Source organism: Paenibacillus sp. LS1, assembly GCF_026013365.1.
Lineage (GTDB): Bacteria > Bacillota > Bacilli > Paenibacillales > Paenibacillaceae > Paenibacillus.
This window is the reverse complement of the sequence record NZ_JAPDOE010000017.1, coordinates 1-25330: the sequence shown is the minus strand read 5'-3', so window position 1 is coordinate 25330 and position 25330 is coordinate 1. Positions and strand designations below refer to the sequence as shown.

The 25330-nt window shown below is 47.4% G+C and carries 20 protein-coding genes, 1 rRNA gene and 1 riboswitch; of the genes, 13 read left to right on the top strand and 8 right to left on the bottom strand.

Translation table 11 applies throughout. The annotated features are described in order from the left end of the window. The first annotated feature begins 45 nt into the window (after window positions 1–45). On the top strand, window positions 46–1440 hold the full coding sequence (locus OM416_RS29420) for a PLP-dependent aminotransferase family protein (RefSeq protein WP_264935459.1): 1395 nt from the start codon (window positions 46–48) through the stop codon (window positions 1438–1440). 161 nt (window positions 1441–1601) lie between these two features. Here OM416_RS29420 and OM416_RS29415 read toward each other — a convergent pair whose 3' ends face one another. Further along, window positions 1602–2921, bottom strand: a complete 1320-nt coding sequence (locus tag OM416_RS29415; RefSeq protein ID WP_264935457.1) for a glutamate-1-semialdehyde 2,1-aminomutase — start codon at window positions 2919–2921, stop codon at window positions 1602–1604. A 131-nt stretch (window positions 2922–3052) separates the two neighbouring features. Next, window positions 3053–4096 carry an LCP family protein gene (locus tag OM416_RS29410; protein WP_076333834.1) on the bottom strand — a complete coding sequence of 348 codons (1044 nt, stop codon included), beginning with the start codon at window positions 4094–4096 and terminating at the stop codon, window positions 3053–3055. Window positions 4097–4224: 128 nt separating this feature from the next. Between OM416_RS29410 and OM416_RS29405 the strand changes: the two genes are divergently transcribed. From OM416_RS29405 to bcp, 4 genes are read left to right on the top strand one after another with little or no spacing between them, the layout of a single operon-like run. After that, window positions 4225–5271, top strand: coding sequence for an ATP-binding cassette domain-containing protein (locus OM416_RS29405; RefSeq protein WP_062837593.1), 1047 nt, complete (start codon window positions 4225–4227; stop codon window positions 5269–5271). A 1-nt stretch (window position 5272) separates the two neighbouring features. Then, window positions 5273–6067 (top strand): ABC transporter permease, encoded by a 795-nt coding sequence (locus tag OM416_RS29400; RefSeq protein ID WP_062837592.1) that lies wholly within the window; start codon window positions 5273–5275, stop codon window positions 6065–6067. Between the two features lie 5 nt (window positions 6068–6072). Beyond that, entirely contained in the window at window positions 6073–6858 is a 786-nt protein-coding gene (locus OM416_RS29395) for an ABC transporter permease (protein WP_264935453.1), read from the top strand. Between the two features lie 46 nt (window positions 6859–6904). Then, window positions 6905–7369, top strand: a complete 465-nt coding sequence (gene bcp / locus OM416_RS29390) for a thioredoxin-dependent thiol peroxidase (protein WP_264935451.1) — start codon at window positions 6905–6907, stop codon at window positions 7367–7369. A gap of 86 nt (window positions 7370–7455) precedes the next feature. Here the strand turns inward: bcp and OM416_RS29385 are convergent, their stop codons facing one another. The 6 genes from OM416_RS29385 to OM416_RS29360 form a co-directional block, all read right to left on the bottom strand. After that, the gene (locus OM416_RS29385) at window positions 7456–8583 is read right to left on the bottom strand and encodes a GerAB/ArcD/ProY family transporter (RefSeq protein ID WP_264935449.1); all 1128 of its coding nucleotides are present in this window, start codon (window positions 8581–8583) and stop codon (window positions 7456–7458) included. 164 nt (window positions 8584–8747) lie between these two features. Further along, a complete protein-coding gene (locus OM416_RS29380; protein WP_264935447.1) occupies window positions 8748–9875 on the bottom strand; it encodes a GerAB/ArcD/ProY family transporter in 1128 nt (375 codons plus the stop codon). 18 nt (window positions 9876–9893) lie between these two features. Continuing rightward, complete coding sequence (locus OM416_RS29375) at window positions 9894–10130, bottom strand: hypothetical protein (protein ID WP_264935445.1); 237 nt, start codon at window positions 10128–10130, stop codon at window positions 9894–9896. A 6-nt stretch (window positions 10131–10136) separates the two neighbouring features. Continuing rightward, window positions 10137–11339, bottom strand: coding sequence for a Ger(x)C family spore germination protein (locus OM416_RS29370; RefSeq protein ID WP_264935443.1), 1203 nt, complete (start codon window positions 11337–11339; stop codon window positions 10137–10139). 20 nt (window positions 11340–11359) lie between these two features. Further along, entirely contained in the window at window positions 11360–12874 is a 1515-nt protein-coding gene (locus OM416_RS29365; RefSeq protein ID WP_264935440.1) for a spore germination protein, read from the bottom strand. A gap of 172 nt (window positions 12875–13046) precedes the next feature. Continuing rightward, window positions 13047–13691: a DedA family protein gene (locus tag OM416_RS29360; protein ID WP_264935438.1), complete on the bottom strand. Its 645-nt coding sequence runs from the start codon at window positions 13689–13691 to the stop codon at window positions 13047–13049. A 241-nt stretch (window positions 13692–13932) separates the two neighbouring features. Between OM416_RS29360 and OM416_RS29355 the strand changes: the two genes are divergently transcribed. The 8 genes from OM416_RS29355 to OM416_RS29320 form a co-directional block, all read left to right on the top strand. Further along, complete coding sequence (locus OM416_RS29355) at window positions 13933–15234, top strand: polysaccharide deacetylase (protein WP_264935437.1); 1302 nt, start codon at window positions 13933–13935, stop codon at window positions 15232–15234. A gap of 103 nt (window positions 15235–15337) precedes the next feature. Next, window positions 15338–16327, top strand: a complete 990-nt coding sequence (locus OM416_RS29350) for an AAA family ATPase (RefSeq protein ID WP_264935434.1) — start codon at window positions 15338–15340, stop codon at window positions 16325–16327. Further along, window positions 16324–17583 carry a DUF58 domain-containing protein gene (locus OM416_RS29345; protein WP_264935432.1) on the top strand — a complete coding sequence of 420 codons (1260 nt, stop codon included), beginning with the start codon at window positions 16324–16326 and terminating at the stop codon, window positions 17581–17583. Before OM416_RS29350 ends, OM416_RS29345 begins: the two co-directional genes overlap by 4 nt. Further along, window positions 17570–19930 carry a DUF4129 domain-containing transglutaminase family protein gene (locus tag OM416_RS29340; RefSeq protein ID WP_264935430.1) on the top strand — a complete coding sequence of 787 codons (2361 nt, stop codon included), beginning with the start codon at window positions 17570–17572 and terminating at the stop codon, window positions 19928–19930. Before OM416_RS29345 ends, OM416_RS29340 begins: the two co-directional genes overlap by 14 nt. A gap of 379 nt (window positions 19931–20309) precedes the next feature. Further along, a complete protein-coding gene (guaA, locus tag OM416_RS29335; protein ID WP_264935428.1) occupies window positions 20310–21848 on the top strand; it encodes a glutamine-hydrolyzing GMP synthase in 1539 nt (512 codons plus the stop codon). A 241-nt stretch (window positions 21849–22089) separates the two neighbouring features. Next, the gene (locus OM416_RS29330) at window positions 22090–22341 is read left to right on the top strand and encodes a hypothetical protein (protein WP_264935426.1); all 252 of its coding nucleotides are present in this window, start codon (window positions 22090–22092) and stop codon (window positions 22339–22341) included. Between the two features lie 402 nt (window positions 22342–22743). After that, a riboswitch (purine riboswitch) is annotated at window positions 22744–22844 on the top strand. A 170-nt stretch (window positions 22845–23014) separates the two neighbouring features. Beyond that, entirely contained in the window at window positions 23015–24391 is a 1377-nt protein-coding gene (locus tag OM416_RS29325; RefSeq protein ID WP_264935424.1) for an NCS2 family permease, read from the top strand. Window positions 24392–25212: 821 nt separating this feature from the next. Then, a 16S ribosomal RNA gene (locus OM416_RS29320) occupies window positions 25213–25330 on the top strand; the annotation flags it as partial.

Below are 25330 nucleotides of genomic sequence, written 5' to 3'. Positions count from 1 at the left end.
AATAGATAAAAGGTTGAACTGTATCGGTACAGTTGTTGGAGAGGGATGGGTGCATTGAGAAAATACGAAGTGATTGCCGAAGCGTTAAAGCAATGGATTCAGGAACAGATGCAGCAGCAGGATCGCCGCCAGTGGGCAGATAAAGGCATTCGACTGCCAGCCGTTCGAGTTGTAGCAGAACAATATCAATGCAGTGTAAGCACGGCTATTCGTGCATATGAGTGGCTGGAACAGCGGCATTTGGTGTATGCCATACCTCAATCCGGTTATTATGCCGTACAGAATGGGACAGGTGCTCAGGACATGGACTGGCAGGGAGCGTTGGACTTTGCTTCAGCTGCTCCCGATCCAAGGGTGTTCCCTTATTCAGACTTTCGTCATTGTGTGGATCAGGCGATGGAGAAGAAACAGGCAGAGTTATTTATGTATGGCACGGATCAGGGATTACCTTCGCTTATCATGCTGTTGCAGAAGCAGTTTGCGGATTATCAGGTGTTTGCGAGAACAGAGCAGTTCTTTATCACATCAGGTGTGCAACAGGCACTAGCTGTACTTGCGTTGATGCCCTTTCCCAATGGAAAGAGAAAAGTACTGCTGGAACTACCGACTTATCACAATATGCCCTCCCTACTGAGTGGATTGAATGTGCCAATTGCCGGTGTGAGACGAGCCTTGAGTGGGCTGGACTGGGAATCGCTTGAACGTCAGTTTGCTGAGGGAGATATTAAGTTTTTCTATGTCATGCCGCGCTTTCACAATCCGATAGGCATATCGTTAACGGTTGCTGAAAAAAAGAGACTGATCCGGCTTGCACAGAGGTACGATGTCTATCTGGTTGAGGACGATTATCTGGCCGATCTGGAGGACAATACGAAACAGGACCCGCTCTGGTCCTATGATACGGAAGGTCGGGTCATCTATCTGAAGAGTTACTCCAAAATTTTGTTTCCAGGCCTGCGTATTGGTGTAGCTGTTCTGCCCTCACCTCTAATCCAGTCTTTTGGTGCTTACAAAAAAATGCTCGATATCGATACCTCTGTTCTGTCTCAAGCGGCTTTGGAAATCTATGTCCACAGTGGAATGTTTGCTCATCACAGGAAAGTGATTCGTAATCGCTATGCTGCCCGGATGCACACGGTGCATGAGCAACTGGACTCATATCCAGACTTTGCTCCATTTAAGGACGCCCCTCGTACAGGAGCAGAGCACACGGTATTGCCTTTGGCGGGTGATATGCCGCTTCGTGTTCTGATGTCCCGGCTCCAAAAGCGCGGAGTCATCGTTGATACGACAGAACGGTATTATCCGGAGGGAACATATCAGGTACATCAGGATCAAATGCTGCGATTGAACATCTCTAATGTGCCGAAGCAGCGAATTGAAGAAGGGCTGCAGAAGATCCGGGAGGAGATTTTGAAACTTCAGATCAGGCAGAAATAACCTGAAGAAACGGAATGTTCAGCTGGAAGGCTGCTCTGTCATCGGAGTGTTGTCCATAAACATCAAAAGGCGTCCACACAAGTTGATCACTTGTTGGACGCCTTTTCCATGAATTTCGATCATAATGCCTATACGCTAAATATGAATGAAATTAATCCGATCTATTCCTGAGCCATCGCCTTGAAAGAAGCTTCTGCGGCTTCCAATGTAGCTTGAACATCCTCGTCTGTATGAGCAGTGGTCAGGAACCAAGCTTCGTATTTGGATGGAGCCAGGTTAATGCCACGGTTCAGCATGTGACGGAAGAAGGAAGCAAACAGTTCTCCATCCGTGTCTTGAGCATGATCGTAGTTCGTAACCGGATGGTCACAGAAGTGGGTGGAGAATGCACCACGAATCCGGTTAATCGTTAGTGCAATGCCATGACGGTCAGCAGAAGCTTGCAGGCCTGCTGTCAGGTCGATAGCAAGACGTTCCATCTCTTCATATACACCCGCGCCTTGCAGGACCTCCAGACATGCGATACCAGCCGAGATGGATGCAGGGTTACCAGCCATCGTTCCCGCCTGATAAGCAGGGCCGAGCGGAGCAACTTGCTCCATAACGTGTTTGCGTCCGCCGTAAGCACCGATTGGCAGGCCGCCACCAATAATTTTACCAAGAGCCGTCAGATCCGGTTCAATCTCTGCATGATTATCGAGTCCGGCATACGTCTGTGTAGAACCGTAATGGAAACGGAAAGCCGTAATGACCTCGTCATAGATAACCAGTGAGCCGTTAGCTCTTGTCATGGCACAGAGACCTTCTAGGAAGCCAGGCTCAGGCATAACCATACCGAAGTTACCAACGATCGGCTCAACCATGACCGCAGCAACATCGTCACCCCAACGCTCCAAAGCATCTTTCAGGCCATCCAGATCATTGTAAGGCACTGTAATGACTTCTTGTGCAATACTGGCCGGAACTCCCGCACTGTCAGGAATTCCGAGCGTAGACGGGCCCGAACCGGCAGCTACAAGCACCAGATCGGAGTGACCGTGGTAACACCCGGCGAATTTTACGATTTTGTTGCGTTTGGTGTAGGCACGAGCGACCCGAATCGTGGTCATAACTGCTTCCGTACCGGAGTTTACAAAACGAACTTTATCCATGGAAGGAATAGCTTCCTTCAGCATTTTGGCGAGCTTGATCTCAAGTTCAGTCGGGGTACCATATAGCACGCCATTTGCAGCAGCTTCCGTAATCGCCTGTGTAATATGAGGGTGAGCATGTCCTGTAACAATCGGACCATAAGCGGCGAGATAATCAATATAACGGTTGTCATCAACATCCCAGAAGTGGGCCCCTTTGGCTTTTTTCATAAATACAGGTGCACCGCCACCAACGGCTTTGAACGAGCGTGAAGGGCTGTTAACACCCCCAACAATATGTTCAAGTGCTTCTGCGTATAGAAGTTCGGAACGGGAACGTGATGTATTCATAGGATAACTTCCTTTCGTCATTCAAAATATAATAAAGGTACAAGCTACAGAAAGATATGATGATTTTCTCATAAAGCTATAGCCGGGCACAACGAGAGGGCAGCGTAATGGCTGCCCTCTGCATGTGTACATTACTGAGCCGGTTGCTCTGACTTTTGATCGTCACCACTGGCTGTTTTATCTTCGGTGCTGGTCGTACTATCATCCGTTGTAGCAGGCGGGTGAATAATATCCTGAATATGCTGCTTCAATTTCTCTTCATTCGTAACCGTCAATACTTGCGCACCACCTGCTGTACGTTCTTCTTTCAGCAAGTTCATTGGCGGAATCTGCTCACTGCCGTTCATGCTGCTCTGGTATCCGAGGCCACCAAGTTTCCACATGTCGGAGAGTGTCAGATTCGTATCTACGTAAGGATTAACCTGTTCCAGAATGGCAGGCAGTTTGGCAATGGTAGTTGTTGACTGCATTTTCGCTGTTACAGCTTTCAGCAACTCACGCTGACGTTCGGAACGAGCGAAATCCGACATCGCATCATGACGGAAACGAACGTACATGAGCGCTGTCTCGCCGTCCAGATGCTGATACCCTTTTTTGAGATCAATATCGTATTCGTTATTGTCTGCTTTACTTGTATAGTGCATGTCTTTCTCCACATCAAAATCGACACCGCCAACGGCATCCACCAATTTGATGAATCCTTGGAAATCCGTATACACATAATACTGTACAGGAATGCCAAGCAGGTCACCGGCAGCTTGCATCGCTGCGTTAGGGCCATGGGTGATGGCTGTGTTGATCCGCTCTTTGCCATACCCGTCAATATCGACGTATGTGTCGCGCAGAATGGAGAACAGATTAATTTTTTTGGTAAGGGGGTCAAGCGATACGACCATCATGCTGTCGGAGCGGGGAACTTCACCTTTCTTCAATCCACGTGCATCGACACCCATAACGAGAATATTTACCGTTTCCGTGCCTTCCCATTTTGGTGGGTCAGGAGTATTTACTTTCTCCACATTTTCGATACCTGCGAAGGGTGAATCGTCACCGTCCTTTGCCAAACCGTCCAACTGATTGAGAATAGAACCGAAATAGTATGCCGCTGCTCCTCCGACTATTAACACGAAGGCGGCAAGAGAAATCCAGATGGTTCTCTTCGTCTTTCTGGTCATGCTAGCTCTCCTTTGTATTTGAGATGAAATAAAAAACGAGTTCGGGTATTGCTGAATTTTGACTGATACCATTATAATTTCTTTTTGGGCTACAAGCAATTTCAACAAAATCCAAGTGAGGTATAATCATGCTGGCGATTGATGTCAAAGATTTGCGCAAGTCGTTTAGCGTCCAGAAAAGCCGAGGTGGGCTGAAGGGCGCATTCCAAGACCTGTTTGCACGTCAATACCAGGAGGTATTGGCTGTAAATGATATTTCATTTCAGATTCCGCAGGGCGAAATATGCGGATATATTGGGGAGAACGGTGCCGGTAAATCAACAACAATCAAGATGTTGACCGGCATTTTGGTGCCTACTTCAGGGCAAATATCGGTTGGTGGATATGTTCCGTATCAGGAACGGGAGAAGTTTGTACAGAATATTGGTGTTGTTTTTGGTCAGCGCAGTCAATTGTGGTGGGATATTGGCGTTATCGAATCCTTCCATTTATTGCGCAAAGTATATCGTGTCGGAGAGGCCGATTTCCGCAAACGGCTGGATGAACTGGTTGAGCGATTGCAGCTGCAGGACCTGTTAAGCCGTCCAGTACGTAAGCTCAGTCTCGGTCAGCGCATGCGCTGTGAGTTGGTGGCAGCCTTGTTGCATAATCCGAGTATTGTTTTCCTGGACGAGCCAACCATTGGCTTGGATATTGTCGTGAAGTCGGAGATTCGGGATTTCCTGAAAGACATGAACAAGGAGCATGGAACGACTATTTTGCTCACAACCCATGATTTACAGGACATTGAGGCCCTGTGTTCCCGGGTCATCATGCTTGATGCAGGCAACATCATCTATGATGGAGGTCTGGATCATCTGAAGTCCCAGTGGGGTAAAGAGCGGGAGATCCGCTTCAAATTTGGTTCAGCTCACAACATCAGTCAGATGCAGGAATGGACTGCAGCGTTGCCTGTACGTTGGACGGTTGAGAATGAATTGTCCGCATCCGTATGGATTCCGCTGGAACTGAATGTTTCGGATGTACTCGGACGTGTCGTTGGACAGGCCGATATTACCGATATTCAGATTATCGAGATCAACACGGATGAGATTGTGCGCAGTATATACCAATCCGGTTCCGCCGAGCGTCCCGAGATTGTGGGAGCAGGGAAAGAAGCGGTGGGTGTATCCTGAGATGAATAGTGCATTTATTGATTTTATGCGCATCCGTTTTCTAACGATGCTGGCATACCGGGTGAATTATTACTCCGGCATTTTGATATATACGCTGAATATCGGCGTGTATTACTTTACCTGGCAGGCCATTTACGGTAGCAGTGGTGAACTTGGCGGCTTCACGGCAGCGCAGATGACCACGTATATCGCCGTATCCTGGATGGCACGTGCTTTTTACTTTAACAACCTGGATCGAGAGATTGCCGCAGACATACGGGATGGCTCCATCGCGATTCAATTCATCAGGCCGATCAATTACGTTATGGTCAAAATGATGCAAGGTCTGGGCGAAGGCATTTTCCGGTTTCTGCTGCTCATGATTCCGGGGATGCTCATCGCTATTCTGCTGTTCCCGGTTGAACTGCCTACGGCACCGTCCGCTTGGATTGGCTTTCTCGTCATGCTGTTCTTCAGTTTCCTCATTAATTCCCAGATTAATGTGATAACGGGCCTGGCGGCATTCTTTGTGGAAAACAATGAAGGTATGATGCGTATGAAACGCGTCGTGGTCGATCTGTTCTCTGGTCTAATCATCCCGATCAGCCTGTATCCAGGCTGGATGTCTGCTGTGATGAAGGTATTGCCTTTTCAGGCCATTACGTATCTGCCCGGTTCCGTTTTCACTGGAAGAGTGGAAGGTACCGCCATCTGGAATGTACTCGGTATTCAGGTGTTCTGGTTTGCCGTGCTGCTGCTTCCGATGGTATTGATCTGGCGTAAGGCGCGCAAGCGTCTGTTCGTGCAAGGGGGATAACAGATATGTACTATATGGGTCTGATCTGGGAATATTTGAAAAACTACATGAAAACACGTCTTACGTACCGTGCCGACTTCTGGGTAGAGATCTTATCGGATCTTCTGTTCCAGGCGACCAACCTGATCTTTATCTTCGTGGTCTTCCGCCACACGGATAACCTGGGCGGCTGGAGTGAGAGTGAAGTGCTCTTTGTTTATGGATATTTTATGGTGCCCTATGGCATCTTCAGTTGTTTTATCAATCTGTGGGGATTCAGTGAGCGGTACATCGTCAAAGGTGAGATGGATCGGATTCTGACACGTCCTGCACATAACCTGTTCCAGATATTGCTTGAAAATGTGGATCCGCCTGCACTCGTGGGCTCGTTTATCGGCTTGATCATCATGATCTTTAGCGGAGCAGAGATGGGACTTGTGCTGGAGTGGTGGCATATCCCTGCATTGATTATTTTGGCACTCAGTTCAGTCATGATCTATGCCGGCATTTATACCACTCTGACTTCGTTGTCCTTTTATTCGGACGCACCAACAGGTATTCTGCCATTGATGTATAACATTCAAGGGTATGGACGTTACCCGGTAACGATCTATAACCGTGCCATTCAGGTGCTGCTAACCTGGGTCATTCCGTTTGCCTTCGTGGGCATCTATCCGGCAGCATTGTTCCTGGAGAGGTCCGAGATGCATCGGATGGCGCTCCTGACACCTGTGATGGGACTGGTGTTTGGTTCCATGGGATTGCTGCTGTGGAATTATGGCGTGAAGCGGTATCGCGGAGCAGGATCATAATAAACGCCCTATAGCAATTCATGGGGGAGACTAGGGAGGAACTAACATGACGCTAACTGTAGGCGAATTGGCACCGGACTTTGAGCTTCCATCCAGTACAGGGGAATCGGTGAAGCTCTCGGATTACCGCGGACAGCGGGTGCTTCTTTATTTTTATCCTAAGGATATGACCTCGTCCTGTACGCAACAGGCTTGTGATTTCCGGGATCGACATGCTGACTTTGAAGGACTGAACACCGTTATTCTCGGGATCAGTACAGATCCGATGAAACAACATGACAAGTTTATTGCCAAGTATGGACTGCCGTTCACCTTGTTGTCGGATGAAGAGCATGTTGTAGCCGAGCAATACGGGGTATGGCAGCTGAAGAAAATGTATGGCAAGGAGTACATGGGGATGGTTCGCTCCACTTTTCTGATTGATGAAGAGGGGAAATTGATCAAGGACTGGTCCAAAGTTCGGGTCAAAGGACATATCGAGGCTGCACTTGAGGCTGTACAGGCATTGTAGTGATTTAGACATGTGTCAAATAAAACTCGTAAGCGTCTCATCAATAAAGGCTGTGCTTCGCGGAATTCACCGTGAACACAGCCTTTTTAAGTGGGCAATCGTTTAGGATGGGTTGAATTGTTCTTGCTCTTGCCAGAGCGAAGCCGATGCACAAGCAAAAGCAGCAGCGGGATAATAAAACCAACAGTGACATCCCAATCTACCCAAGCAGGCATGATCGTATTAGTGTAGAAGATGACATTGGGAGAAATCAGGACAGCTAACGCGAATAATAACATCGCTGATGGCAGGACTAGAGGTTTGTATGTCTTTAACCGAAATAGCTGAGCTGTTCCAACGACAAAAGAGAACATGTACAGCAGGCTTTTGAAATAGGTAGCAATTAACCAAGCGGTCGCCATGAAGGCCTCAATTCGTTCGAAAAAGTTGCCGATATTGATTTTCTGGGACAGGGTATAGGAGATATAGATGTCATGCTGGGTTAGAAAGGGTCCAAAAATCATTAGCGAAATGAGCAATAGTGTGGTTAGAAGTAGCCCTCCACATAAGGTAGCTAGTAACATATCACGTTTGATATGAGGCCCGGACATCACATAAGGAAGAACCATGGTGATTACGATGAGTTCACCAAAGGAAGTAAATGCTCCCCGAATGATGGAATGAACCAGATGGAGCCAAGGGGTGTTCAAATAAGGTTGCAGATGTGAACTGTTTACTTTGGGCATTAGCCCGAGAAATAACAAAATCATAAAGGCAACAACGATGGGCGTCAGCAGTTCACTGCTACTTCCTATTGTATGCAAGCCATGCATAAGCCCCCAGACCAAAGCGCACATAAGGATAATCAGAATGACCCGGATGGGAGTCTGGAGGTAGATCTGTGTGGTCATAAAGTCACCGACTTCACGGATGCATATGGCAGCGCCTATGGCGAAATAAAATAGGTATGCAGCTGACAAAACAGCCCCGACCCACCGGCCAAGTATTTTTTGGCAGATTTCAATAAGGGATAGTTCAGGGTGTGTCTGATGGAGTTTGTATAGCACCCACATGATAAATATGCCGATCGGCTGACCAATAAGAGAACAGATCCATGCGTCCTGCTGACCCGAAGCAGTAACCACTGAGGGATAGAGTAGAATCATGTCCCCGACCATGACTAGAAAGGTAAGGACTGCAAATTGCCTAATGGTGATTTTTTCATTTATTAACATAGACACCGCTCTCCTTCACTATATCAGCATGGATGACATTCATTGATGAGCTTCATTTCTAATTTCAGCACCTGATGGAAACGGCAGAATCAACCCAACATAGTGAACTGTCTAACCGTGAGCGTTCCTTTTTCCATCCATGCCAGGCTCCTTCCCCAAAAAATTCATTCCTGTGAGGATTTGTTTTGAGTAACCGATGATTTTCTGTAAGACGACTTGAACAATTGTATTAGCAGAAGACAGCCCGGAAGAATGATCCCCAGTGTGGTATCCCAATCTACCCAATATGGAACAATGGCGATCACGATAAAGGTTATGCTTGGTGAGACCAGATTAGCTAATCCGAAAACGAGTATGGACGCAGGAAGTACAAGTATCCGATACTGCTTAAGCTTAAACAGTTCCGCACAACCAACAATAAAGGCATATAAATATATCATCGCTTTGAAGTACGTTGAGATCAGCCACGAAGAAGCCATAATGGCTTCAATACGTTCAAAAAAGCCCCCAATACTGATTTTCTGGGACAAAATAAAAGAAGCATATATGTTATGTTGCGTAAGAAAGGCACCCAAAACCAGCAGGGAGATGGTAACAAGCGTTGCTAATATCAAACTGCCTAAGCCTGCTGCAATAAGTACGTCCCGTGTTCGATGAGCTTGCTTGGCAACGTAGGGCAGAATCATCATGATGGGCACGGCTTCACCGATGGGATATATAATGCTTACCAGAATGCCCTGCGAGATAGAGACCACACCCGTATCACTTACTGGCTTTAAATTGCTGGTATCTATCTGAGGAAGCAGGCAGACAGCAAGGACCACAATAAACACAATAACGACAGGCATCAGTAGCTCACTACTTCGTCCCATCGCCTCTAATCCGTGCGATACTCCCCAGCCAATCACGATGACGAACATCAGAATGATGATGCGGATCGGAGTGTACTGAAAGATTTGTGTGGTCATGAAATCGCCGACTTCTCTCGTATGAGTGGAAGCACCAATAATGAAAAAGAACAGGTAGAAGCAGGAAAAGAAAGTACCTGGCCAGAACCCTAAAATACTTCGTGCCATCTGCACCAAGTTTTTTTCTGGATGCATGCTGCACAGTTTCAGGATCATAGCCATCAATGCCATCCCCAGAGGAACGCCTATAAAAGCACAGATCCAGGAGTCTTGTTTGGCATAGGATGTGATGACTGAGGGGTAGATCAGCATCATATCCCCGACCACCATCATAAAAGTGAGAGTGGTCAATTGTCTTGTTCCAAGGCGCCCCTGTTCAAGCATAATGGTTCTCTCCTTTTTCTAGGTTCCCGTCAGACGTGCCAAGAATTGATTAACAGGTTCATAGATCCACATGATGATATAGAGCGGACTCGGAAAATCCCACAGGTTTGCTGCAATCACACTGAACCCTGTGGCAATGACGAGCATACCGCTGTACACGGCTGTTTCCCTCCATTCCTTGCGGCGGATGAGACCCGGAAGATCAACCATGCCTACAAGTCCTCCTATGACAATAACAGTAATTGTAATCAACATCCGGTCTCACTCCTTCAAATCATCCTTGAATGAATCATCCAGTGTACCTACACGTTTGATCTGAACATTGGCTTCATATTTAACATCCAGATTCTCGAAATATTTATCCCAATCATTCTCAATCTGTTTAAAAAATTTAGGATCAGCGTGATATACTTCCTGACCAAATCCAAAAATGTCAGCATGGAATTTTCGCCGCACTGAATTCACCGATTTTTCCATCAGCTCTATCAGTCGTTCCTCACTGTCTTTTTCCAATTCTTTGAGGGTTTCCATCGAACCAATTCTGATTCCGCACTCTACTGCACCGATGGAAGACACATTTTTGATTTTGATGTGGATCACAGGCTGGTCATCAACGACCTTCGCTTTACGTTCAGTCTTGGTGCGGAGGGCTTTAAAAGTCACATTTCCTCCTTTTCGGCAAGGCAGATGACTGATAGTAGACACCACATTGTCACGGATATAGTTGTATCCTTTGGATTCATCTTCCGTTAACCAGCCAATCAGTTTGTCCTTCCTGAAGATGCTTAATCCCGTGGAATTCAGACGGGCTGGAGACTTGATTGTGGCAATATTATCTTTGCTCCCGCTGTTCTCTGAATTGCCAATAACCTCTACACCGGTGATTACGGGCTGTATTCCGGGAGTCAGCATATATTCGATTAATTGGTCTCCGGTTACGGTTGTTGTGGGAGACCAGGTTTTGGAGGATACGTCCAGAGAATTAAATAACTTCTCCGCGGGAATATTTTCCAATGGGGTAAGCACGTCCAGTACTTTGGAGGCTGTTGTACTTCGAGCAACCATGACGTAATAATCGGGCCGGACTGTAGGTTCCCGCATTAATGCTTCCATAACATCGTAAATTCCCTCTTTGCGGGCATATTCTTCGCCAAATACCAGTACACGGATATGCGCCATGAATATGCGGCGTGGACTTGTCTCGGTCAGCTTTTGAATTGCTTCAAACAGAGTAGGGGCGGAAGCCTGATATTGCGTAACAGGAGTACCTTTTCCACCCCCAGCTTTGGAGGAGACCTCATTTGGCACAACGACCTGAGCACTCACTTTAATCAAATCTCCATCCTTGTCCACACCGAGACCGAGCATAATGCCAAGTTCATTGAGTTCCTGACGATCCCAACATCCGGTAAGGAGAGGGAAGAGGAATGCAATGCATAAAATTAATCGGAGGCACTTGTTCATACGTTGTTCTCCTTACCGAATTAACGCTTCATTTTTTTGTTGGCTTGTCTGGTTTTGTTCGGAGTACCCGTAGAGAGTGGCCGGGTTTTCATATGGGACCAAGGTACACGAAACAGAGTATCCTTCAGATCTTTCTGAATGAAAGGTGCAAAGGGAGACATATACGATACGCCAAAAGAACGCAAGCTGCACAGGTGTGTAACCGTAATGAGCAGAACAATTAGAATACCGTAGAAACCAAAAGCTGCCGCCAGAATCATCAATACAAAGCGTAGAATTCGGACAGAGATAGACAATCCATTCTCTGGAATGACATAACTGGATATCGCTGTAATGGAAACGATAATAACCATGGCAGCCGAAACAACCCCTGCATCTACGGCGGCTTGGCCAATGACCAGCGTTCCGACAATGGAAACGGCCTGACCAACTGTTTTTGGGATACGTATACCTGCTTCTCGCAAAATTTCATAGGTCAATTCCATGAGTATGGCTTCAATGAATGCGGGAAAAGGAACGCCTTCACGTTGAGCTGCCAAACTAATGAGCAGATTGGTGGGCAACATCTCCTGGTGAAAGGTGGTAATGGCAATATAGAAGGATGGAGCGAGTAGAGCGATAAAAAAGGACAGATAACGAATCATACGAATCAATGTGCTGATATCGGCCCGTTGATAGTAATCCTCCGGTGATTGGAAGAAATGCACGAACAGGGCCGGGACCAGCAATACAAAAGGTGTACCGTCTACGATGATGGCTACTCTGCCCTCAAGCAAGGCAGCACAAACCGTATCTGGACGTTCACTATTGTAAACGGTGGGGAATAGCGTGCCTGTCTCGTCTTGTACAAGTTCTTCGATATACCCGCCTTCCAGAATCCCGTCAATATCAATCTCATCGAGTCTGCGCCTTAGTTCCTTCACGACCCCCGGATCGACGGTATGTTCCAGATATAAGACGGCAACTCTTGTTTTGGTGACCCGGCCAATCTCCCTTTCTTCGATCCAGAGATGAGGGTCACGAATCCTTTTGCGAATTAAGGAAGTATTCGTACGCAAATTTTCATTGAAGCCCTCCATAGGACCCCGCACAACGGTTTGTGAGATAGGTTCACCAACAGCACGGTCTTCCCAACCAGCCGCGTCAATTTTTAACCCGCGTACACACCCTTCGATAAGCAGGATAGCGGAACCTGATAGGAGAGCATTAAGCACATCTTCCATGTCATCAACGAATACTACATTGCTCGCAGCCAGAATGTCATTTTGGAGGTAGCTTAGATGCTCATCATCTGCCGAGAATTCCGGCAGTTCATGCGTCTTTAACAGGGATTCCAGGATGGAATGATTCAGGATATGTACGTCCACCAACCCATCGATGTACAACATGACGGCAGGCCATTTATGCAGACACTGCAAAGGGCGCATCATCAAGTCGTTGCTGTTCCCCATCACCTGCTTGCAATATTCTGTATTTTCGCTCAGATCCGGAGAGATCTGCCTCTGATCTTGACGGTCCTGCGTTGCATCGCTCATACCTTCACCTCCCTATACACCCTATATTTTCAAGTTAGTATGACCTGGATGAATTCGGATTATCACAAAAACATAAAAGAATGATTAGTTCTTACGCCGTTAGGATAAACGCAAAAAAAAGGAGTCGCGATGATACGCGGCTCCTTACTTATAGACACACATTCTTTTGAATTTACTTTTGTCTTTGTCGAACAGGGGTGGGCTTGGATACGGATCTCGCTGCCCATGCTTTGCGGTAACGGTAAAGCACGGCTGCGATGAGCAATAAGCCGATGCCTCCCACGATATATGCTGCATACTGATGAGCCAGATGGAATACGGCATTCCACTGGGGGCCGAATATTTTGCCAATGCCCAGAAACAGTACTACCCAGAACAACGCGCCTGAATAGGCGTAGAGAGCGAATTTACGAAAGGGAACAGCGGCTATGCCTGCGAAATATCCAGTGAAATGTCTTACTCCCGGAATGAAATAACCGATGAAGATTAAGGCATTACCATACTTGGCAAACCACTTTTGCGTTTTATCGAGTTTGTCCTGCTTCAGCAGAAACCATTTTCCGTATCGTGTTATGAAGGGCAGACCTGCTTTGGCTCCAATAAAATAAGTGATGGTCATGCCAATCGTCGTTCCCAGAAAAGCCAGTATGGTGAGGATTCCAAAGTCCAGATGTCCCTTATAGGAGAGAAACCCTGCGTAAGCCATAGTCGTTTCACCCGGAAAGGGGAGTGCGATGAATTCGAGCAACAAGCCAAAAAATAAGACACTGTATCCATAGGACCCAAACAAATGTTGGATCTTCTCAAGCAATTCCAATAGATTTCACTCTCCTGAAGACGGGGTGGGAGCATACTTCCTCTCCAAGGTGTTTTGAATACGTTCTGCCTGTCCATTATGCTACCTAATCCGAAGCGAAGAATCAATCACGCTCCATACCAAATTGTGAAAAATTATTAAACAAAATCGCGTCTTTTTTCAAGGAAGCCTCCATATAATTCTAACAAAACTGCTGAAGTCTATCAGCAAATTACTAGAGACGGTGGAGGTCGATTCGTAAATGGTACAGGGACCGGAATTAAGCATCAAGGAAATAGGGGAAAACTCCGCAACACCTATACATATGTTTTTATCTGGACAATGGTCTGTCATTCTAGTGCGAATAGCTATATTGTTATGTGCATTTGCTACCTATGCAGGTACGGCTGCCGCCTCTTCTGCTGCCGGCTCAGATGAGCCTGTCTCGGCAGAAAAGAAGAATCAAGATAAGGTAGTCTATCTGAGTTTTGACGACGGACCGGGTAACCATACCCGTGAAGTATTGGATATTTTACGCAAGGAGCAAGCTCTGGCTACATTTTTCGTATTGGGTGAGCAGGCCGAGCGTTATCCCGAGCTAATCCGGGCGCTTGTGGAGGATGGACATGCACTGGGCAATCATACGTTCAATCATCAATATGAACAGCTGTACAGTGATTTCAAAGTGTTCTGGAAACAGATCAAGCAGACAGAGGCAGTGCTGGAGCGTATAACCGGCTTTCGTCCGGATCTGGTGCGAGCACCTGGCGGTACCTATGGTCATTTTGACCAGAGTTATTTTGATTTGCTCCAACTGGGTGGATACACGGTCATGGACTGGAACGTCGACAGTGGGGATTCCAAGCGCAAAGGTGTCCCAGCCAAAGAAATCCTCAGCAATTCGACCAAAGTACCTGCTGGAGCACGTTCTGTCATTGTCCTGATGCATGACGGAGGTGCACATGCTGAAACGGTAAAAGCACTTCCGGGTATTATCAAATATTATCGTGATCACGGATATCGTTTTGACACGATGAAGAGTACGGATCAACCGGTTCAATTCCGTGTACATCCAGATGGTAAGTATAAGACGCGTAAGGCACCAGGAAAGGCCTGGATCGCAGAGCATGTAGAAGCGAATGCGACGTTGTGGCTCGCAAGCAAGAAGCTGAAAGTAGAGGTGGGATTAGCAGCGGCTACCCTGCAACCGGGTGAGTTTCGCATGGAAGGTCAGCGAATCATGGTGCCTTTGCGTACGTTTATGAAAAAATTCGGAGGCAGCACTCGCTGGGACCCTGAAACAAGGACAGCCACAGCTGTATGGAAGGAAAGAACGATTCATGCAGACAGTGTGAGCGGAAAACTGACAACGACGGGGGCAATTGAAACGGGAGCAGTGCATAGTCAGGGGGGGACCATCTGGGTTCCGTTACGTGAATTACTGGAGCAGATGGGATTAAGGGTGAATTCCTTAACCAGTAATGAAGCAGAGTGGACGGTAAAGGCAGGTTCTTCCATATCCATTTCGGCAATGAACTTCATATATAAGTATAAAATGATCTGAAGAAAGTCATTCTTGCAGGACTATTCTCTCTACTTCCGGGCAACACTGAATCATAGATTACTATGGCTCAGGAATGCCGATGGATGGAAGGAGATTAAGAGAAATGGCTTATATCCGAATGGAACATGAACATGCAGTTGAATTGCTAAACAGGGTTATGAAGCGTGTTGAAAGTGTGATTATTGGCAAAAAACAAGAGATTCGTTATGTCCTCACTGCAATGCTTAGTGGGGGTCATGTACTTCTGGAAGATGTGCCGGGTACCGGGAAAACGATGCTGGTTCGTGCTGTTGCTTCTGCGCTGGATTGCTCTATGGGGCGGATTCAGTTCACGTCCGATGTGATGCCGGCAGATGTAACGGGCACTTCAATCTATCACCCGCATACAGCTGAATTCAAGTTTCGGCCCGGGCCCGTCATGTCCAACATCGTTCTCGCTGATGAAATAAATCGGGCTTCACCCCGTACCCAGTCTGCCCTCCTGGAGGCAATGGAGGAACGACGTATTACGGTTGATGGCACAACCTATGCCTTGCCACGTCCCTTCTTTCTGCTGGCGACACAGAATCCGTTACAGTTCGAGGGTACGTACCGTCTGCCTGAAGCGCAGTTGGATCGATTTATCATGAGGATTGGACTGGGGTATCCCGATCCGGAACAGGAATTGGAATTGTTAACCCGCATGCAAAATAGAGAAGCGCTTGATGATCTTCGTCCCGTCCTGCTTGCGGAAGAGGTCGTAGCTATGCAGCGTGAAGTCAAACAGGTACATGTTGATCCCGTCGTCAAACAGTATCTGGTGGCAGTTGCTGTGGCCTCTCGCAGCCTTCCGGCGGTAAGACTGGGCATCAGCCCGCGTGGAACACTAGCCTGGATGGCTGCGGCGCAGTCATATGCTTACCTTCAAGGACGCAGATATGTCATTCCGGATGATGTGAAAGAGGTGGCTGTGCCTGTTCTTTCTCATCGTATTCAATTGAAGGCTCAGAACAGAGCGGAGATTTGGGGGCAAGTACAAGTCATTGAAGAAGCATTGTCATCGGTCCCGGTACCTGTACAAATGGCATCACAGGGAAGGGGACGTAGGCAATGAATGCGCTGGGACAACGGATTTTGAGTGCTGCCTTGGTGGTGGCTTTCGCTTCCTTGTATCAGTGGCATGGGGGCAAAGCGGCGTTATTTCTATCCATTATGGCTTTCTTGATGTTCGCAGGAGGTCTGCTTCTTCATTGGTTCAAACCACGGCGTATTAATATCCGTCGGAAAATGCACACGAGCCGGATTGAGGCAGGTGAGCGGGTAAGGGTTCTGGTCGAGCTGGAATTCGAATGCCGTATTCCATTGTTATGGATCGTTCTGTGTGAGAACACCCCTGCAGGTGTTCATCGCAAATTGATTTTTCCGGGAACACGTCGTCAATTTACCTATCAATATGAATGTTCTGGTTTACGCAGAGGAGTCTACAGATGGAATACAGGAAGATTGTACTGGGGGGATATATTTGGCTGGAATACGCTCTCCGCAGAGACCACAGGCGACACGCCCTTGATTGTTGTTCCTCAAGCAACGGCTTGGGGGAAGGGGGATTCGGTAGAATCTGCAGCCATGATCGAAGGGACGCTGTCTGAACGGAGAAACAGCCAGGCAAACCGTAGTCCTGAATTCCGTGAATATCAGCCGGGGGACCCGCTGGGACGTGTTCATTGGAAAAGCACAGCCAAAACAGGTCGACTTCAGACCTTTTTGCCCGAAACCACAGATTTAGCTTCGCTGGGCATCCTTGTATATGAAGCCGCGTCGGGTTATGACGTGAAACAGGCGGGGATCATGGATTCACCTGCTTTTGAACGTGTGGTTCGTGCAGCTGCCCGCTGGGTTCATACCGCTGAACGGGATGACATTCCTTATCATCTGTGGATGGAAGGTGGCAACAAGAGCTATGACCAACAAGATCACAGGCAACAGGGACCATTCCATGTAGATGATGAGAATCATAGACTGGACAAGCTTGCGGGGGCACGAATATCCAAGGCGGAATCTGTCTCGGTTTCGCTTCGCACGGAGATGCTGGATAGATTGGCGAGCGGGTCTCGTATTGTGGTTCTCACAGGTAAGCTGGATCAGGCTTTGAGGGAATGGATCATGTCTGCAATGGGGTTGGGTTACCGCGTAGAGGTGCAGCTGACTGAATCGACCCAGTTAGGATCAACCGATAGGTCGATGAATGGATTGGGATATGACAGTTTGAGTTTGGAGCAGCTTCGTCACAGCGGGGTGCCGATCCATTCGGTCACAGACAGCGCGTTATCTTCAATGGGAAAGGCGGAGGTAACGGATGTGGGAGCATAATGGAAACGATCGACCGAATTCTACTGCGGTAGACAGGGAGTCCGTAGAAGTCAATATAGAATCGGCTCATTCTGTATATCAAACTGTGAACCAGACAATGGTAACCGATGTAAAGGATGAAGGTCATGTTGCAGTACCTGTCCTGTACAAAATTTTTATTTCGGCCATTTTACTCATACTGTCTCTGGAATGGATATATCCTGTTACGTCATCGAATCAGCAGGGCAGTGAACGGTTCTTGTCCGTGATGGCGGGATTAACGGGAGCTTTGCTGCTCGCGGGGTTAATTCGTACAGGCTGGGTCACGGGAGCAATAATCCGATTGTTCATTGCACTCGCTGCTCTATGTCTGATGTACGGAGGAAGTGATCCTGCCCGTTGGGCAGTTGCTTACCCGGGAATACTGTCAGCGGATATGGACACTTTTATGAATAACTGGCGATTTCATTCGATTAGTACAGAAACGAGAGGTTTGTTCATGATGTGCGGCTGGAGCATGCTCATGGCTTCTGTGCAATCCCTTGTATTGCTGCGTCGAAGCGTTATGCTGTTTGGCAGTGCAACGCTGCTCTATTTGCTTCTGCTTGAATCCTTTGCTGGACTGGATGTGTATGCTTCGGTGATACGGTCTGTCCTATGGATTTTTCTTATTCAGGCGCTGCTTCAGCTACTTCGTCTTAACGGAGGAGTCACTACCCCGAGTTATCGCGGCAGTCCCTATGGTCGTTGGAGTATGGTAACCATTGTGGCTTCCGCAGGCATGGTACTTATCTCTGCATTACCTGGTCAGTTCGCTTCTATACCTCAACCGGAACGCATATCGCTCGAGCAGATGGGTGAACGCTTAGCCCGCTGGGCAGGTTATACGCAGAACAATAGTATCCCTGCTGCAACAGCGGTCACGGGATATAGCACAGCGGATGCGCCCATGGGAGCACCTTTGGTGCAGGGGAACGCCATCTTTTTTACGGCGAAAAGTCCGGAAGTGACGTATTGGCGAGGAGAGACCCGTTCATATTATAACGGTAGTACTTGGAGTGATCCTGGTCAAAGCTTCGAAACGGCTAGTCCATCCGGATTGCTGCGCACCGATGGATGGGAGAATCCAACCTATTGGAGTCGCATTCGTCAAACCGTCACGATGCAGCGAGAGTGGAGGGGACCAAATCCACTTTTTACCGGTGGCATACCGGTTAACGTATCGTTTCAGGATAAGAATAAGGATAATCAGAAGAACCTGCTTTCTTTGCTGTCTAATCGAGATTCCGCAACGTTGTGGCTCGCAGGCTCCGGGAATGATAAGACGGTTAAACATTATACAGCGGACATCATGGTTCCAGTGGCATCGCCTGAACAGTTACGTCTACTTGGGGAAACGGATAAAGGGAAAGATCCGGCCTCTATTCGGAGGACATATCTGCAATTGCCTACGACACTTCCGGGTCGAGTGCAGAGTCTTGCCAAGGAAATCATGCAAGGAAGTGATACCCGTTATGACGCTGTACAGGCTGTGAAAACTTATCTGGCTGCTCATGCCGAATACACGTTAGATACCCGTATGCCACCGCGAGGAACAGATTTTGTGGACAATTTTCTATTCGTCACACGGCAGGGGTATTGTAATCATTTCTCCACAGCCATGATTGTGCTGCTGCGTGCAGAGGGAATTCCCGCACGTTGGGTTAAAGGCTTTGGCCCGGGAGTAGCTGACCCGGATACACCCGGTCAGTACATCATTTCCCAGGGAGATGCACATTCCTGGGTAGAGGTGTATTTTCCGGGTGCAGGCTGGATGCCGTTTGAGGCTACGCCGGGCTTCACCATGGCGCAAGGCGTGGGCGAAGATGTCGCAGCGCTCGCCGGGCCACAGCTTGTTGCGGAGACTCCGCCGTATATGAGCGGCGGAGTGGCTTACGCGGGCGCATGGCTGCTCGCCCGCGCACGGGCTTTTGCCGCGGAGCCATGGCTCGCGGCAGCCCTTGTAGCAGCGGCCCTGCTGGGCGCCGCTGCTCTGGTCCGCATGCGGCGGCTACGCCCCGCGCTGCGGATAAGGCTGCTGCTGGCGTGGCCACGCAGCAGCTTTCCAGACCGCGAGCGGCTGCTAGGCGCCGCCGCTCCGGTCTGGGCCGTGCTTGCGCGCCGGTACGGCCCGCGGCCGCCGGGCATGACGCTGCGAGAATATGCAGCGTCACCGGCTTTGGCAGCAGGCGCGGACGGCGCGGACATCGCGCGGTTTGCAGCCGACTGGGAACGGCTGCTGTACGGGCCAGACCGTCCGCTGCGCGCGGACAGTCTGGACTTCCTGCGCAGGGCACTTCGTCTGGCCCAGCGGATGCAGACGTTGTAACACAAGGATGTTACAACAAGGACGCTACACAACCTGCAATGATTTAACTCTCGCTATCGCTTTCCGATACAGTTTGGCAGGTTGATGACGGATGATGATACCACGGGCGCCTCTATTCTATGTTTACTGTGCAGTGTTTGTTGATCGTTGCATGCCATATATAAGACGCCTTTCTCGCTATGCTGCGAACGAGGCGTCTTTCCACGATCATACACATGAACCAGCATCTTACTTCCAAGCTTTCTATTCGGAATTTCATATTCAGAGGCATTCGGTAACCCTTGTTTTAAAATGTCGAAAAAAGGAGTTTCGCCTTTCCTTGACGGTATGTTTTGTCGTTGCGTATAATTAGTTTCATTGAATTGAGGGAGGCACGGTTATGAATAAGCAGAATGAAATTGTAGTTGTCCTTGACTTCGGGGGTCAATACAATCAGTTAATCGCCAGAAGAATCCGGGATCTTGGCGTATACAGCGAGCTTTTGCCGTATAATACACCGGCGGAAAAGATCGCAGAAATAGCACCAAAAGGAATCGTATTTTCGGGTGGTCCGTCGAGCGTATATGCTGAGAACGCTCCGCACGTGGACCCGGCTGTCTATGACTTAGGCTTGCCAATCTTCGGTATCTGCTACGGGATGCAGCTTATGGCCCAGCAGCTAGAAGGTAAAGTAGAACGTTCCGAGAAGCGAGAGTACGGTAAAGCAGACCTTGAGTTTGCCGCTGGATCTACACTGGCAAAAGGCATTGAAGGCGAACATACCGTATGGATGAGTCACGGTGACCACGTGGTTACACTTCCTCCAGGTTTCAAACTGGATGCAGGCACGGAAAGTGCGCCAATCGCTGCCATGAGCGACGATGAGCGTAAATTGTATGCTGTTCAGTTCCATCCGGAAGTACGTCACTCTGTTCGCGGTAACGACATGATTCGTAACTTCCTGTTCGAAGTTTGTGGTTGCGAAGGCAACTGGACGATGGAGACATTCATCGATGACACGATCAAAGACATTCGTGAAAAAGTTGGCGACAGTAAAGTACTGTGTGCGCTTAGCGGCGGTGTAGATTCTTCCGTTGTGGCTGCCTTGCTTCACAAAGCCATTGGTGATCAACTGACATGTATGTTTATCGACCACGGTCTGTTGCGTAAAGGCGAAGCGGAAAGTGTAATGGAGACGTTTGTCGGCAAATTCGACATGAAAGTTGTCAAAATTGATGCACAAGAGCGCTTTATGTCCAAGCTGGCTGGCGTGGATGATCCGGAACAAAAACGTAAAATCATCGGTAACGAGTTTATTTACGTATTTGATGAAGAGTCCAAGCAGTTCGATGATTTTGCATTCCTGGCGCAAGGTACACTGTATACGGACATCGTAGAAAGTGGTACAGCAACTGCACAGACGATCAAATCCCACCACAACGTGGGCGGTCTGCCTGAAGACATGAACTTCAAACTGATTGAGCCATTGAGCACGCTGTTTAAGGATGAAGTGCGTAAAGTAGGTACCGAGTGTGGCCTGCCGGACGAAATTGTTCACCGTCAGCCGTTCCCTGGTCCGGGTCTTGCGATCCGTGTTCTTGGTGAGGTTACTGAAGAGAAACTTACCATCGTTCGTGATTCAGATTACATTCTGCGTGAAGAGATTGCCAAAGCGGGTCTTGACCGCGAAATCTGGCAGTACTTCACAGCCCTGCCGAACATGAAGAGTGTCGGCGTTATGGGTGATGCACGTACGTACTCCTACACTGTAGGTATTCGTGCCGTAACATCCATCGACGGTATGACAGCGGACTGGGCACGTATCCCTTGGGATGTGCTTGAGAAAATCTCCGTACGGATCGTTAACGAAGTCGATAACGTAAACCGTATCGTTTATGACGTAACTTCGAAACCACCTGCAACAATCGAGTGGGAATAGGGTATACAGCATTAACAATAGATTGAAAAATGACTCTCTTTTATCTGCGTTGTTTCGCAAATAGAAGGGAGTTTTTTTATTGCTCATATTATGATAAAACTTTTATTGGGGAACTGCTCTCCAGTCATCAACTCTCCAATTTCATCCCATTTTAAAGCTCACTTCATGATCCTTTCAGGTCCAGCCTGTACAATAAGTACATACTAAGAGCTATATGGCTACTGAAGGGAGAATTGAATGTATGCGTAAAACCGACTATATGAGCAAATGGAAAATGGGCATTGGAAGTGCGTTTCTGATGGTGATGCTGGCAGGATGTGGTTCAGGTGTGCAAGACCTAGCTTCCGGTTCGGGAGATTTTCCATTTGTGAACTTAGAGGCAGCGGATGCTTCTTCCGATCAGACCAGAAACCAGGAGTTATCCTCTGACTTAACAACGAACACGAATCAGGATCGACAAGAGATACAGGATGCTCCGCAGACAGAGATTTAATTAACATAGGACTGATCCGGTAAAAAGTAGTTCCGGCGCATGTCGCAAGTTACTCCATATACCTAATCAATATATGCTTTAGGAATACCAGACATCGTTATTCCTAGATCATGACTCACCTGATTGCTAAAACGCATCAAAAACATAAGCTACCCTGATCAGAGGCCTTCCTGCCCTTTGATCAGGGTAGTTTTTTATATTAATTTGCTGATCTTTCAGTCTGACAGAATGAACATATTCCCTTGAGAATTCATCCGAAAAAGCGTATTCAATTGGGTTGTAAACCGCTGAACTGGTTCAATCTGTTAAATAATACGAACGATATTATAAAAGGGTGAGATTAATATTCGTTTTTCTCATTGACAAAAACATACTGCCCTCCTAAAATAGTGATGGGAAACAAACAAATAGCGCATACTTATTCGTATAATCCTGGGGATTGGGCCTGGGAGTCTCTACGAGATCACCCTAATGATCTGGCTACGAAGAGGAGAAGGCTGAGCACAGGAATTCTACATGATTGCGGGACATCACGCACATTAGAATTTTTTTTGTTCTTAGTAAAGGCATCGTGCCTCTCCTTGTCAGCTGAACCCTGGGTGAAGAATCTTCTTCAGGGTCATTTGTCGTTTTTCAATATGGCTTCAACATCTCTAAGGGGGAGTTAGTAATTATGGATCGTTTCTTTAAATTAAAAGAAAACGGAACAAACGTTAGAACGGAGATTGTTGCGGGTCTCACTACGTTTATGACAATGGCGTACATTCTTTTTGTGAATACGTTGTTCTTGGGTCAAACCGGTGCGGGGATGTCGGATAATGCAGTATTCTTTGCAACAGCCGTCGGCGCCGGATTAATGACTATTATTATGGGATTGTTCGTGAATATTCCGATCGCGCTCGCACCAGGTATGGGATTGAATGCGTACTTCATGACTGTCGTTCTAAGCTCGAATGGAGCGATTACATGGCAGGCTGCTCTCGGGGCGGTATTCCTTTCCGGTATCGTGTTCATTATTTTGACCGTGACGAAGATTCGGCAAATGCTGCTTGTAGCAGTTCCACAGTCGATCAAAATGGCCATTACGGTGGGTATCGGTCTCTTTATTACCATTATCGGTTTCAAACTTGCTAATCTCGTGGCTGTAACAGTTAATGTTGCACCAGACGCAGACCTGAGTCAGCCGATTCCAGGTAGCAGTTTTAACCTGTCATTGGGTAACTTTATAACACATCACGATGCATTGCTGGCTCTGATTGGTTTGCTCCTTATTGCTATACTGATGGTTATGCGCGTCAAAGGCGCTCTGCTGATCGGGATCGTAGCAACAACGCTGATTGGTATTCCGATGGGCGTTACGAATCTGAGTGGTCTTTCAGGCGCAAGCTGGTTGCCTAACTTCAGTGATCTGGCGGTTGGACAACTGGATTTGAAAGGTGCTATCAGTCTGGGATTGTTTGAGATCATCTTCATCTTTACCTTCGTTGAATTGTTCGACACGTTCGGTACGATGGTAGGTACTGCAACACGTATGGGTATTATGAAGGATAAGAAAAAAGGCGAAAAAACCATCGGTAAAGCGATGCTCGTCGATGCAGTTGGTGTCAGCGCAGGTGCTGCACTGGGTACAAGTACCATTACGGCATACGTTGAAAGTGCTTCAGGTGTTGAGGCAGGTGGACGTACAGGACTGACTTCCGTGACGACAGGTTTGCTGTTCATTTTGGCCCTGTTTATCGCGCCGCTTGCGCTGGTTGTTCCATCCGCTGCAACAGCTCCCGCATTGATCATCGTGGGTGTGCTTATGATGAGTCAAGTACGTAGCATCGAGTGGGATGATTTCCTGCAAGCTTTCCCAGCGTTCCTTACAATTGTATTGATGCCTTTCACAGGCGGAATCGCAAACGGGATCTCCGCAGGTATCGTATCTTATGTGATTCTGGCGGTGTTCAGTAACTTGGTTACAGAGCGTAAAGTGAAAATTCACTGGCTCATGTGGATCTTGGCGATCATCGTAATCTGCCGATACGTATTTATTGGCGGGGAGTAAGGGTCCGTTAGGTGTAACAAAAAGTTATCTGAGATAAGTTTCTTATCTTATAAATGAAAGAAGCGGAAGCCACGGGATTAGACCCGGAGCTTTCGCTTTTTTTGTATTCTTTTCTTGGGAAAAACGAATTTCAGAAATGTTTTCCTTCTATAAAGAAGGAATGAGTATAATGATCTATGATTTGTTGGTTGTTTATCTAATGAAATCATCGGTTAATAAGTTTCTATAACCTGATGAGTCTGTACTCTGTACAACATGAGTTTCTCTATAATTGGATTAGGGATCATACGAAAAACCTTTTTGCGTATTTGAGTTAATTACTCCGATCATTAAAGTTAGTGCGCAGATGTATCATTTAGCTGGTTATAAGGAGATACTTGTTAAAAGGTCTACAGGATACTAATTGTATAAGAATTAATCTTTTTCGAAAAAAGACTTGCGTTCCTTATCTGTACATGGTATATTCTAATTCCGGCCAAGAAAACACGGTTTACACGGTGCGGTAAGCGAATGAAATAAGCTTCGAAAGAAACTTAAAAAAAGAGCTTGCAAAGTTGGTTCGGACATGATAATATATAAGAGTTGCTGAAGAGAACAACGTTCGGCAGTGAAACAAGTTTGATCTTTGAAAACTGAACAACGAGTGAGTAACGATCTTGCTTGCAAGATCGATGCTGAGAAATCGATATAAGTCTTTGGACTGTATGATTTCGAAGCAAAAAAGAGATTTTTAATCTCGTCAGATTCAAAATGAGCTTATCGCTCTTTTCAAATACTGAGATGATGTTCATAACGTTTAACCGCGCTACTGAAATTCATCTTTATTGGAGAGTTTGATCCTGGCTCAGGACGAACGCTGGCGGCATGCCTAATACATGCAAGTCGAGCGGAGTATCAAGGAAGCTTGCTTCCTTGATACTTAGCGGCGGACGGGTGAGT